The organism is Williamsia herbipolensis (assembly GCF_036153515.1).
Taxonomy (GTDB): Bacteria; Actinomycetota; Actinomycetes; order Mycobacteriales; family Mycobacteriaceae; genus Williamsia_A; species Williamsia_A herbipolensis.
The window spans coordinates 4,168,790-4,181,910 of sequence record NZ_CP108021.1 but is presented as its reverse complement, the minus strand read 5'-3'; the positions used below and the strand labels follow the sequence as shown (position 1 = coordinate 4,181,910).

The window sequence follows — 13,121 nt, the reverse complement described above, 5'->3', positions numbered from 1 at the left end:
GGGTGTCCATCGATCGCTAGGTGTGAGATGCTGATCACGGTTCGGGGGAATCACAACAGCATCAGTCGGCCATCAGTTGGTCGACACTTCGTGGGGGAAACATGAAGCTCTTCAGCAAGTCAGCCATGTCGGCTGTCCTGGCCATGTCGGCGACCGCGATCCTGTTCGGCCAGACGGTGACCACGACGCCGTCGACCGGAGCAGTCGCCTTGACCGCCAACACTCTTCTCGTGATGGGCGGCAACGGTAATCCCGACGCCGTCAACATGGAGAAGGAACTCAACAACCGGTTCACCGGCAAAGACGGAACTCCCTATCCCGGTTACGTTTTCACGCCCGTGAAGTGGTCTGCGCAGACACCGATCAGCACCGGCGCCGACGGCACGCTGTTCAACGTGTCGCAGGATGAGGGCCTGCAGAAGATCGACGCGGCCCTCGCGAAGACCTACGTCCCGGGCCAGAAGGTGGTCATCGTCGGATACTCGTCGAGCGCCTCGGTGGTCAGCCGACAGATCAACGCACTCCAGGCCACGCGCAACACCGGTGCTGCCGGCGTCGCGAGCACCCCGTCCACCGAGGACCTGAGCTTCGTCGTCTTCGGTAACCCGATGCGGCCCAACGGCGGTTTCTTCACCCGGTACCCCGGTTACAAGATCGGTCCCCCGCTGGGAGTCGACTTCCAGCCGCCGCTCGGAGCGTCGGACTACAAGATCACCGACGTGTGTCGCCAGTACGACGGTTTCTGCGACTACCCGACCAACCCGACCAACATGCTCGTCATGATCAACACCGCGCTGGGTATGTACTTCGATCACGGCGACTACTTCAACGTCGATATCGACAACAAGGACAACATCCTTCGCGATCAGACCGTCGGCAACACCCGCTTCATCACGGTGAAGAACACCCTGCCGATCCTGCGCTTCATGCCGTCGTTCCTGGCCGCACCGCTCGACGCGATCCTGCGCCCGCAGATCGAGGCAGCCTACGACCGCACGGGAAGTCTGGGCACCCCGACACCGTCCACGGTCTCGGCCGCGAACGATCCGCTGCTGAACCTGGTGAACACCTACCTGCGCCTCTTCGGTGGCTCGGGTTCGGGCACGCAGACTCCGGTCGAGTCGACACCGAACACGGTCACCAAGCAGGTCAGCGCCCGCAAGGTGGTCACCTCGCCGACCGAGGAGACGCCCGCTCTCACGGCACCGTCGACCTCGACGGCCTCGACCCCGACCGGCGATGCCTCGACCACGAGCTCCCCGGCACCGACCTCGGCCACCACGTCGAGCACGGTCCCCGAGGGTTCGGATCCGACCACGTCGACCGTTCCGACCAGCACGTCGACACCGAGCACCAGCTCGGCACCGTCGACGATCACGAACACCGTGTCGCCGGCCGCCTGACACCACGCACACGACACGACCCCCACGCCATCGGCGCGGGGGTCGTGTCGTCTCTGTGCCCCCGGCAGGATTCGAACCTGCGACCCTTCCTTTAGGAGAGGAATGCTCTATCCCCTGAGCTACGAGGGCGCGCACCGGATCGACTGACGTCGCCCGGAACGTCCCGAGTGTATCGGAGCCTTCCCCGCGTCCGACCGCGTACGGAAGCAGGCGCTTTTCCCGGGCCGACACTTCGCCCGCGGCTGATTGTCGTACCCCTGTTCTAGCCTCGAGTGATGGTCGATGGGGGTTGGGGCGGGGTGGATGCGGGGTCGGTGGGGTTGCTCGCCGATCACGTTGCTGCACCAGTGAACGCGTTGTTGGGCAACATGGTTCACGCCGCGGCCGGTCAAGCGTTCCTGGAATGGACCCGATACCGCGACGCCGGTGAACTGCACCGGCAGTTGGTGGTGCCCCACGAGACGTCGGATCGTCGAACGTTCGACGCGACCATGCAATGCGCGGCCCGGATCGCGATCACCCACTCCATCTCCCAGGGCGCGGCCGAGCGGATCGTCGACACCGCCGTCGCGTTACGTGACCGGTTACCGAAGGTGGCCGAGTGTCTGCGCGACGGGAAACTGGCACCGCGGTATGTGCGGGTGATCGTCGAACGCACCGACCTCGTCACCGACCGTGACGACCAACAGGTCGTCGACACCGAGATCGCAGCCGCATTGCGGCGGCGAGGGTCCTGGTCGCCGTCGCGGATCCGGGACATGGTCGACCGCAGCGTCTACCGCGTCGACCCCGACGCCGTGCGCGCCCGACGCAAGGCTGCAGTCGACGCCCGCGGATTCTGGACCGAACCCCTCGCCGACGGCATGGCACGCGTGGAGGCCACCTCCACCGCCGAAAAGGCCATTGCGATCTCCCGACGGGTCGACGCCCTGGCCCGCGCGGTGTGTGACAAGGACGGTCGGTCGTTGGCGGCCCGGAAGTCGGATGCGCATTTTTGTCTGGTCATGGGTGTGGTGTGGGAATGCCAGTGCGGCAGTGACGACTGCGACGCCCCGACGGTCGCCGATGATGACGGGCCCTCTGCCCGCGCGGTGCCCGGTACGGGCAGCAGCATGACGCTGCATGTCATCTGTGATCTGGAGACTGTCGCCGGGGACGGGGAGACGCCGTGTTTCCTCGATGGGTACGGCGTGATCTCCCCAGCCCATCTCGACGACCTGCTCGCCGAGCCTGGTGTGACGATCGCCCCGATCGGGCACCGTGATGACCCGCTCGCCCCACACACGCCGGGGAATCCGTATCGGCCGTCGACCGCACTGGACACCGTGGTGCGGGCCCGGTCGTTGTATTGCGACGTCGCCGGATGTGAACGTCCCGCCTGGGTGTGCGACATCGACCATGTCCGCGAGTACGACCACGACCATCCGGCCCATGGTGGGCAGACGTGCCCAGGCAACACCGGATCGAAGTGCCGGTTCCACCACAACCTGAAAACCCACACCGCGTTCCTCGACGACCAAACCATCGGCCGCGACGGCCGCATCGAGTCGGTGATCATCACCCCCGAAGGCTTGACGGTGGCCGGACCGGCGTTCGACGGCACCGACCTGTTCCCCGCACTCAAAGACATCCGATTCACCGCACCACAGAACGCCCCACCACCGGCCAACCCGACAGCAGAACCTGCACCCACCAGACGCCGACCACGCCTGGCAGACAAACACGCCCGCAGACAAACAGAACGCGAACACAACCGACGCACCCGCGAAGCGGACGAGCAGGCCGCGCGCGACGCCGAGGACCACAGCCCGCCACCGTTCTGACACGGGAGGGTGGGCTCTCCGGTTGCCGATCGACGGGGAAGTCGATAGCGTTCCGAATCACTTCGGTCGCCGACCCCCGATTTCGTTGCCCACAGGGCCGAAAAGCGGGGTCTGCCTCGCGTGTTTCCTGGGCGTCACACGATGGAAACGCTCCCGCGACAGGTCACCCATAGCGTCGCGTGAGCGTTCTTTCACGTTGCATCCAGCCCATCTGGGGTGGATCGGACCATCCAGGAGTGACCCATGAGTGGCAGCATTTCCCGCCGTGAGGCGATCAAGGCCGTAACCGCCCACAGCACCCCCGAGTGCACCACGGCGGAGGCGCCTCTCGCCGACCTGTTCGGGATCAACGTCTTCAGCAAGTCGGTCATGAAGGACCGTCTGCCCAAGAGCGTCTTCAAGAAGGTCGCGGCCACCATCGACGAGGGCACCATCCTCGACCCCACCATCGCCGATGTCGTCGCCAACGCGATGAAGGACTGGGCGATCGAGAAGGGCGCCTCGCACTACGCCCACGTCTTCTACCCGCTCACCGGGTTCACCGCCGAGAAGCACGACTCGTTCCTCGAGCCCGACTCCTCGGGCGCCTCGCTCGCGGAGTTCCAGGGCAAGACCCTGCTGCAGGGCGAGCCCGACGCGTCGAGCTTCCCCAACGGCGGCCTGCGCGGCACGTTCGAGGCCCGCGGCTACACCGGTTGGGACGTCACCAGCCCGGCCTACATCCTCGAGAACCCGAACGGCAACACCCTCTGTATCCCCACGGTGTTCATCTCGTGGACCGGCGAGGCGCTCGACAAGAAGACGCCGCTGCTGCGAAGCCAGCAGGCGATGAGCAAGCAGGCCATGCGACTGCTGAAGTTGTTCGGCCACAGCGACGTCGACACCGTCGTGTCGTACGCGGGCGCCGAGCAGGAGTACTTCCTCATCGACGAGCACTTCTACTACGCACGGCCCGACATCATGACGACGGCGCGAACCCTGTTCGGCGCCAAGCCGTCCAAGGGCCAGGAGTTCGACGACCACTACTTCGGCGCCATCCCCGACCGCGTGCTGGCGTACATGATCGACCTCGACCGTGAGCTGTTCAAGCACGGCATCCCGTCGAAGACCCGCCACAACGAGGTCGCGCCCGGACAGTTCGAGCTCGCCCCCGTCTTCGAGCGTTCGGTGCTCGCGCACGATCACCAGCAGCTGATGATGACGATCATGAAGAAGGTCGCCGAGAACCACGGCATGACCTGCCTGCTGCACGAGAAGCCGTTCGCCGGTGTCAACGGCTCGGGCAAGCACGTCAACTTCTCGCTGGGCAACGGAAACCAGGGCAACCTGCTCAACCCCGGCGACACCCCGCACGAGAACGTGCAGTTCCTGGTGTTCTGCGCGGCCATCATCCGCGGCGTCCACAAGTACGGCGGCCTGCTCCGCGCGTCGGTCGCCTCGGCGAGCAACGATCACCGCCTCGGCGCGAACGAGGCTCCGCCGGCGATCATCTCGATCTTCCTCGGCGATCAGCTGATGGACGTGTTCGACCAGATCGCGAAGGGCGGTGCCACCGAGTCGAAGGAGTCGGGCGTCCTCGAGCTCGGAGTCGACAGCCTGCCCCCGATGAAGGCCGATCCGGGCGATCGCAACCGCACCAGCCCGTTCGCCTTCACCGGCAACCGCTTCGAGTTCCGCGCGCCGGGCTCCAACCAGTCGATCTCCGACCCGATGGTGGCCATCAACACGATCCTCGCCGACTCCATCGACTACCTCGCGACCGAGCTGGAGAAGCTGACCTCGGACGGCACCGAGTTCAACGCCGCCGTCCAGACGGTGCTGCAGCAGGTCATCACCGACCACGGCGCGGTCATCTTCAACGGCGACGGATACGCCGACGCATGGCAGGAGGAGGCCGCCGCACGTGGCCTGAAGAACCTGCGCACCACCGTCGACGCCGTCCCGTTCATGGCGGAGAAGGAGAACGAGGAACTCTTCGAGCGTTACGGCGTGCTGTCGGCGCGGGAGCTCGAGGCCCGCAAGGACGTCATCCTCGAGCAGTACGCGCTGACGATCCTGGTGGAGGCCAAGGAGACCGCCGAGATCGCCAAGACCATGATCCTGCCGACCGCGCTGCGCTACCAGGGCGAGCTGGCCGGCATCGCGGTGAACGTGAAGGCCGCCGGCCTCGACGCCGCCAACCCGCTGCTCACCGACATCACCACGGCGATCAGCGCATTGAGTGCGTCGTTGGCGACGTTGGAGAAGGGCATCGCGGAGTTCCACGGCGAATCGGAGCTCGAGGAGTCCACCTACGCGCTCGAGACGCTGATCCCGGCGATGGCCGAGGTGCGGGTCGCGGCGGACACCCTCGAGGGTCTGGTGGCCGACGACCTGTGGCCGCTGCCGACCTACAACGAGATGCTGACCATCCTGTAGATCCTCACCACATCCCCACCACCGACGGCGGTGGACCGGCGCACCCGCACCGGTCCACCGCCGTTCGTGATCGCGGGGTCGGAGTACCGAGAAGTCAGGCGCGGCGGCCGATACGACCGAACCGACGCTGTGCGGCCGGCGCGGCGAGCGTCTCCGACTCGACCGCGACCAGCGAACCGTCGGCGTTGCGCCGTACGAGGATGTCGGTGGCCAACATCCGCTCGCCGGGCCGGAACGGATTGGCGACGAACCGTGACGACGTCGAGGCCGAGCACCCCGCATGACCGCGCGGCAGATGGATGCCGCCGATGTAGAGGTCGCCGACCACGCCCGGTGGCAGCGCCTGCAGCCGGGAGTCGAGCACATAGGTCTCGGTGTTCCACGCCGGGATGGCGCCGATCACCTCGCTCCCCCCTCCGAGGCCGGCAAGGCGATGGGCGATCGAGGACCGCCGACGCGCCGAGGCGGACGGGGACGTCACGCGACGACGCACCGAGGCGCCGGTGCGCAGCGGTGCGGTCACCGCGATCCGGGCCAGCACCGAGATCATCCAATCGGAATCCATCGAATCCGTTTCGGGGAGATCGCGACCCACGATCGGGGAGTCGCTGTCGCTGTCGGCGATGGAGGCGATCCACTGCAACCGAGCGGCAAACGACCGCTGCGAGATGATCATCGGAGTGGTCGGTGCCGGAGCGAGCCAGCCCAGCATGGCCGTCGACCCCAGGCGCGCGGGTCCGAGCAACTCCTGGGGGCAGATCGGGTCGTCGGAGTACTCGGCCAATTCCTGCGGATCGAGCGAGACCACCGACACCCACGGCGGGATCACGTCGAACCCGCTGCGCACCAACGACTCCGGGGTCTCAGCGGCATCGGTCGCGGCGTCGGTCGCGGCGAGGATGTTCGGCACGTCGGCGTGACGGACGAACTCCCCCATCACCGCATCGGGGTCGATGTCGGTGTCGGACAGCACGCGGTCGGTCACCACACACGCCGGGTCCGCGGCCGCCACGAGACCGGACACCGTCTCGGGCGAACCGTGCACCGGCAGCGGCAGCACGCCACCGCCGGCCCGGAACACCGCGAGGGTCGCGACGGTCGCCCACACCGGGTCGACACACATCACACCGACGACGACGTCGGTGCCGACGCCGTTCGCGATGAGCGTGCGCGCGACCTGGTTGACGCGACTGTCCAACTCGCCGTAGGTGATCGGATCGGCGCCGTCGGCGAACTCGATCGCGACGGCGTCGGGGTCGCGCGCCAATGCGACGTCCACGAGGTCGACCACGGTCGCGGGCACCGTCAGTTCGTCGGTGTCGTTCCACAGCCGTGGGACCGGGGTCGCGGCAGGCGACGAGAGCGCGGCGAGAAGACGATCGAGGCGGCGGTGCGGATCGGTCACGCCCACGAGGTCGATGCGCAGGCGGTCGCCGAGGGCGCGGTAGACCCGCACCAGCGGCACGTCGCCACGGGGGCTGTCCCGGCGCAGCACGGTGACCTCTCCGCACAGGTCGCCGAACGACACCGGACCGACGCCGGTGAGTTCCTGCACCTCCGCGGACAGGCCGGACTCGATGGAGGCGGCCGCGATCACATCGGCGAGATCGACGTCGTCGCGGAGCGCTCGCATACGGAGCGCATCCGACATCGTCGCCGAGAGGATCCCGCCGGCCGTGTCGGCCGGGAGATGGGAGGTGGGGACCACGTCGGTGCCGAGGCTGTCGGTGGCGGCCGCATCCGTCAGGGGCACCGCCGTCCGGGTGGCGGCGTAGGCGGCCGCGATCGCCGGCATCGGGCCCAGCGGATCCGCGTGGCGATGGGTCAGGAAGACGACGGTGTGGTCGCGGGACACCGACTCGACGAGAACCGAGTCGACACCGGCCGCCGCATGGAGCGGGGCGTGCGTGGCGATGGCGTCGTCGAGTGCGTCGTGGTCGACGGTTCCGCGCAGGTCGACAGCGATCGACGTCGGCTGCGGGCGGCGGGGAAACGTGTCGACAGAGTTCGCCATGCCCGCCCTCCTCGTCGCACACCGTTCGGTCACCCGTACGTCGCAGCGGACGGGGAACCTGTTACGCGATGTGGTTCGGAGAGCGCTGGGCGCCGGATTGGTCGCCGGTCAGCGACCGGCCGCGGTGACCCGCGCCGCAACGGCGTCGACCAACACCGACGGGATCTCGGTGGGGTCCTTCGCCTGATAACTGGTGCCCGCGGGGGCGAGATCGGCGATCTGCTTCAGGGCGGAGGTGTCGGCGTCGGCGGAGATGCCGATGGTGACGATGTCGATGGGTCGAGCAGGGTCCTGCAGCGCCTTGATCTGCGACAACAGCTCCGACAGGCCGAGGCTGCCGGGATCCTCGTTGCGGCCGTCGGTGAGCACGATGATGCTGTTGGAGTAGTTCGGATCGTAGGTGTCGAGGACCTTCTTGTAGGCCGCGAGGGTCGTGTCGTAGAGGCCGGTGCCGCCGCCGACGTAGCGCTGGTAGTCCTTCGCCTGACTGTTGAGGAACTCGCGCTGGGTGCGACCGTCGGGCCGGACGTGGTCCTCGCGTTCGATGGGGGCGATCTCGATCCAGTCCTGTCCCGGTCCGCCCTTGTCGACCGAGAAGTACCACATCCCGATCGCGGTGTTGTTGGGGAACAGCTTGTTCCCGGTGAGGGCGGCCTGCACGAGGAGTTCCGCGCGGGTCGACGAGCCGACCCGCTCCTCCATGCTCCCCGAGACGTCCATCGCGACCAGCGTGCGGATCGGTTCGGCCACCACCGACCACTGCCGCAGGGTCTTCGTCTGCTGGGACGGGTCGCGCAGCACGATCTGCGCGACGTCGCCGACACCCGCCCCGGCCAGCGGTGCGCGGGTGGGCAGTCGGTAGTGCTGTGCGGTGAGCGCCTGTGCGCCTGCGGCACTCGACAACTCGCGCGCGAACCGTTGTCCGGCCTCCCGCGCCGCGTCCCGACGATCGGCGGCGGCGGTGACGAGCATCGGGTGGTCGAGGAACGTCGTCCCCACCGAGGGCACCTTCTCGGTGAGCTTCGTGGTCGGTGTGGAGGCGGCGTGGGAGAGGAACTGCTGCTCGGTGGTGACGACCGGGATGCCCGAGGACTCGGCGAGGGCGAGACGTGACTCCTCGGAGTCGTCGGCGGCGCGGACATTGCCCTGCTGGATGGCGAGCAGCGTCATCGCGTCGGTGAGGTCTTTGCTGCTCAGCGTGCCCTTCTCGACCGAGGCCAACGCTCCGACGATGGGCGCGTTGCCGGTGCTGGAGTCCAGCGGGCTGCCGATGCGGAGGTCGGGCAGCTTCATCACCGACACCCAGTCGGCGAGCTCGGGCAGCGACGACCCGACGACGACGGCCGGGGTGCTCGCCACCGACGGCACCACGATGTCGGTGGGGACGTTCACCCCTCGGGTGACGGTGGTGGCGCGGCCGGTCGAATCGGCGACCCACAGGTCCGGAGCGCCCTCACCGCGGGTCAGTTCGCCGGCGATGCCGGTCCCGACGACGGCCGACACCGTGTAGTCGAAGCACGAATTCTCCGACGCCTGCGGCGCCACGGATTTCAACACCGTGGTCATCGAGGGGTCGGCGGCGATGGTAATACCCGTGCGGGAGTCGCACTCGGGACCCGACGAGCCGCCGACGGTCGCCCACACCACGCCACCGGCCACGAGCGCGATGACGACGACCGCGGACGCGATGAGCAGTCCACGGGTCGGTCGGTCGTCGGTGCCGCGCCGCGCCGCAGGCGTCGACGCGTCGGCGGCGTGATGGCGCCCCATGGGTTCCCCGTCCGTCGCGCTGCACTCGTAGAGCGGTGACCAGCACCGATGGCAGCGATGTCGACGAGGATGATAGCCCAGGCGAGCGGCCCGGATACGCCGATCCCCGGCGAAACGGTCGAACCGGGCGATCGGCGGTCGTGGGCCGACGCGCGGTTACTCGGCGAAGACCTTCTGGAACTTCGCGAGGGACTCGCGGAGGTCGGAGGTGACCAGCTTCGCGGCGGCCTTGCCTGCGGGGCCCATCATGGGCAGGCCGCCGAGGTCGAGGTCGATGGTGACCTTGGAACCGTCGCCGGACTTCACCGACGTCAGGCTCAGCTTCACCTTCACGCCGCCCTTGCCGTTGCCCTTGAGAGCGACGATGTTCGGCGGATCGAACTTGTCGACCGTCCACTCGAAGCGGACGCGGGTGCCCTTGACCGCGACCACCGAGGCGATCTTCAGCCCCTTCGCCAGCTGGTCACGGGTCGGTACGTCGCTGCGCCAGCCGTCGTGGATGGTCAGCCACTCCTCATACCGGGAGAGATCGGAGACATTGGTCCAGGCGTCGTCGGGACTCAGGGGAACCTCGACGCTCTCGCTCACAGAAGCCATGCCGCACACGATAAACGGTTCGTTGCCATCTGTGGGTGGCGGGATCGATGGTCGGCCGTCGACTCCTGCGCGCGGTCACTCGGTGTCGGCGAGCGCCGCGAGCACCGCGCGGGTGCGGCGGTCACGGCGTCGGGCGAGTGTCTCGTAGACCTGCGCGCCGGAACCGTAGGTGTCCTCGACGGCCTCGACGAGGCGTCGCATCGATTCCGGATCGGTGGCGGGCACCCCGGGTTCGATGCCGCCGGTCTGGGCGCCGACGCCGGCGAGCAGGTGGGCGATGCCGCCGGGTCCGCCTCCGAGGACGTTGCCCTCGAACAGCCCGATGGTGGCCCACCGCAGTCCGAGGGAGTTGCGCAGGATGGTGTCGAGGTCGCCGGGCGATACGACACCCTCCTGCACGAGGTAGCGCGCCTCGCGGGAGATCGCCGCCTGCAGGCGGTTCGCGACGAAACCCGGGAGTTCGGTGGTGATCACGACCGGTTCGCGGTCGAGCGCACGGTAGAGCCCGACGGCGGTCTCGGTGGTCTCCGCGGCGGTTCGCGACCCGGGCAGCACCTCGACCAGCGGCATCAGTTCCGGTGGGTTGAAGGGATGGCCGACCAGCAACCGCGCCGCGACCCCGGGCTCGAGATCGACGGCGATCTCCGAGGCGGTGATCGACGAACTCGAGGTCGCCAGAACGGCATCCGCCGGCGCGGCCGCCCCGATCTCGGCGAACAGCTGCTGCTTGACCGGGAGGCGTTCGGGGCCGTTCTCCTGGACGAGGTCCGCGGAGCGCACCGCGGCGGCGAGATCGTCGGTGGCGACCACGGCGGGATCGTCGCCGAACGCGGCGGTCACGATGTCGCGCAGATCCGGGCGGGGGTCGGTGATGGTGACGGTCCATCCGTGCTCGCGGGCGAGTCGCGCCCAGGAGATCCCGATGACCCCCGCACCGACGATGGCGAGGGTGGGTGTGTGGCTCATGACTGCTCCGTTCGTGCAGGGATGCCGACGATTCCGGTGAACGCACTGCCGGCAACCTCGGCGACAACGCGCTCGGCGGGTGCGTCGGGATGGGTGGGCACCGCGCGCACGGTGCCGTCGAGGGCGGTCACGTAGGCGACGTCGGCGTCGGCGTCGATCGCGAGGCCGATTGCCTCGCCGAACCCGTCGGCCAGGATCGTCGGCGTGCGTCCGGTGTCGCCGACGGCGGGTACCGGCGCGCAGTTGAGGGTGTTGCCACGGGGTGCGGCGCCCCGGTCGGTCCAGTACAGCGACGACGAGGCGGCGTCGAACCAGAGGTCGATCGGTTCGGGCAGATCCGCCCAGACCGTCTCGATGTCGGTGCGGTTCTCCGCGGTCTCACCCGCGGGGAGGTCGAGTCCGGCCCGGAAGATCCGTCCCGCATCGCCTTTCGCCGGACCCTTCTGCGTCCAGTACAGGTGACGTGACGCGACGTCGACGGCCACACCGACGCACTGGTCGGCGATGTCGACGAGACCGGTCTCGGGGTCGCGCGGGCGGATCACCAGATCGGCGACCTCGCTGCCGTCGACGGCCGCGCGCGTGACCCGGCCGCCCTCGCGGTCACCCCAGTAGAGGTGACCGTCGGCGAGGTCGAGTTGCTTCCCGGTGGTGATGGTCCCGTCGGTGAGGACGGTCGCGGCATCCGAGCCGTCGAGCCGGGCCGATCGCAGACCGCCGTTGCGGGCACTGAAATCGGGACCGTCGTCACCACGGCTCGGCCTGCCCATCAGCGTCCAGAAGATCCGGTCGGAGGCGGGGTCGTACACGATCCCGTCCGGCGCGGAACCGGTCTCGGCGACGAGGGTGCTCACGGTGCCATCGAGGTCGACGCGGCGGATCGCGCCGCCGGCGATGTCGAGGACGAGCAGGTGATCGAACACGTCGGTGTCCCTTCAGACGGTCGCGGCGAGTGCGGCGTCGGCGTTGTTGAGCAGCGCGCTCGGTGCGCGGAGCACGGTGTCGGCGGTGACGGCTCGACGCCGCGCCGCCTCCACGCCACCCAGTGTCGCGGTGATGCCGACGAGGCGTGCGGCGTGGTGGCCGACCTCGGACTCGTACGTCATCCCGATACCGCCGTGGAGCTGGATGATCTCCTCGGCGACCGCGGTCGCCGCGTCGCACACGTAGACGAACGCGTCGTCGGCGGCGGAGGCGAGGACCTCGGTGTCGGCGGTACCGTTCGCGACGGCCTCGGCGGTGGCGGTGGCGTACAGCGCCATCGACCGCGCGAGTTCGACCTGTGCGTAGAGGTCGGCGGCGCGGTGGACCAGCGCCTGGAACGTCGACAGCGGCACACCGAACTGCTTGCGGCTCTTCAGGTACTCGACGGTGAGACGCAGACCCGACTCCATGAGACCGATGGCCTCGCCGGTGACGGCGATACGTGCCTGCGCGAAGGTGGTGCGCAGTGCGGTACCCGCGTCGGCGGTGCCGTCACCGAGGAGGACACCGACGGCGTCGGTGAACGTCACCTGGGAGGCGTGCGACCAGTCGGCGGTGCGACCGTCGGCGCGCGTGATACCGGCGACATCGGACTCGACGAGGACGACCTGTGTCCGGCCGTCGGTGTCGATCGCGGTGACGAGGAGGTGCGACGCCTGATCGGCGTGTGCGACAGGGGCCTTCACGCCGGACACGGTGACGGTGCCGTCGTCGGCGACGGTGACCGTGGTGGCTGGAGCGGCGTCCCAGGCACGGCCCGGTTCTGCGTGGGCGACGGCGATGACGGACTCGCCGGCCGCGAGTGCACCGAGCAGCTCCTTCTGCTGGGTCGGATCACCCAGCGCGCTGATGATCCAGCCCGGCAGGGCGACACCGTCGAGGAGTGGTTCGGTCGCGGCATGGCGGCCGATGGCCTGCAGGCTCGCGTAGAGCTCCACCGGCCCAGCGCCGACACCGCCGTGGTCCTCGTCGACGGTGAGCCCGGTCAGTCCGAGTTCGGCCAGCGTCGACCAGGTGCGGGCGTTCCACCCGAGATCGGAGGTCGTCGCGTTCGCGCGGCCGCCCATCGTGTAGTCGCGGCCGACGGCCGAGTCGACGGTGTCGAACAACAGTTGCTGGTCGTCGTTGAGATCGAGATTCATGATT

The 13,121-nt window shown here is 68.5% G+C and carries 9 protein-coding genes and 1 tRNA gene; 3 read left to right on the top strand and 7 right to left on the bottom strand.

What is annotated here, in order from left to right; all coding sequences use genetic code 11:
- Window positions 1–125: 125 nt before the first annotated feature.
- On the top strand, window positions 126–1,403 hold the full coding sequence (locus OG579_RS19445) for a PE-PPE domain-containing protein (protein WP_328857282.1): 1,278 nt from the start codon (window positions 126–128) through the stop codon (window positions 1,401–1,403).
- 56 nt (window positions 1,404–1,459) lie between these two features.
- Here the strand turns inward: OG579_RS19445 and OG579_RS19440 are convergent.
- Window positions 1,460–1,532 (bottom strand) — tRNA-Arg (locus OG579_RS19440).
- A 146-nt stretch (window positions 1,533–1,678) separates the two neighbouring features.
- On the opposite strand from OG579_RS19440, the gene OG579_RS19435 reads away from it, so the two are divergent.
- Window positions 1,679–3,226 carry a DUF222 domain-containing protein gene (locus tag OG579_RS19435; protein ID WP_328857281.1) on the top strand — a complete coding sequence of 516 codons (1,548 nt, stop codon included), beginning with the start codon at window positions 1,679–1,681 and terminating at the stop codon, window positions 3,224–3,226.
- Window positions 3,227–3,469: 243 nt separating this feature from the next.
- Complete coding sequence (locus OG579_RS19430; RefSeq protein ID WP_328857280.1) at window positions 3,470–5,644, top strand: glutamine synthetase III family protein; 2,175 nt, start codon at window positions 3,470–3,472, stop codon at window positions 5,642–5,644.
- A 94-nt stretch (window positions 5,645–5,738) separates the two neighbouring features.
- Here OG579_RS19430 and OG579_RS19425 read toward each other — a convergent pair whose 3' ends face one another.
- The 6 genes from OG579_RS19425 to OG579_RS19400 all read right to left on the bottom strand — a co-directional run bounded on the left by OG579_RS19425 (window position 5,739) and on the right by OG579_RS19400 (window position 13,117).
- The gene (locus tag OG579_RS19425; RefSeq protein WP_328857279.1) at window positions 5,739–7,658 is read right to left on the bottom strand and encodes an AMP-binding protein; all 1,920 of its coding nucleotides are present in this window, start codon (window positions 7,656–7,658) and stop codon (window positions 5,739–5,741) included.
- Between the two features lie 108 nt (window positions 7,659–7,766).
- Window positions 7,767–9,428 (bottom strand): substrate-binding domain-containing protein, encoded by a 1,662-nt coding sequence (locus OG579_RS19420; protein WP_328857278.1) that lies wholly within the window; start codon window positions 9,426–9,428, stop codon window positions 7,767–7,769.
- A 156-nt stretch (window positions 9,429–9,584) separates the two neighbouring features.
- Window positions 9,585–10,025: a type II toxin-antitoxin system Rv0910 family toxin gene (locus tag OG579_RS19415; protein ID WP_328857277.1), complete on the bottom strand. Its 441-nt coding sequence runs from the start codon at window positions 10,023–10,025 to the stop codon at window positions 9,585–9,587.
- Window positions 10,026–10,100: 75 nt separating this feature from the next.
- A complete protein-coding gene (locus tag OG579_RS19410; protein ID WP_328857276.1) occupies window positions 10,101–10,991 on the bottom strand; it encodes a 3-hydroxyacyl-CoA dehydrogenase NAD-binding domain-containing protein in 891 nt (296 codons plus the stop codon).
- Entirely contained in the window at window positions 10,988–11,914 is a 927-nt protein-coding gene (locus tag OG579_RS19405; RefSeq protein WP_328857275.1) for a hypothetical protein, read from the bottom strand. The genes OG579_RS19410 and OG579_RS19405 overlap by 4 nt, the downstream gene beginning before the upstream one ends.
- A 12-nt stretch (window positions 11,915–11,926) precedes the next feature.
- The gene (locus OG579_RS19400) at window positions 11,927–13,117 is read right to left on the bottom strand and encodes an acyl-CoA dehydrogenase family protein (RefSeq protein ID WP_328857274.1); all 1,191 of its coding nucleotides are present in this window, start codon (window positions 13,115–13,117) and stop codon (window positions 11,927–11,929) included.
- Between the last annotated feature and the right edge of the window lie 4 nt (window positions 13,118–13,121).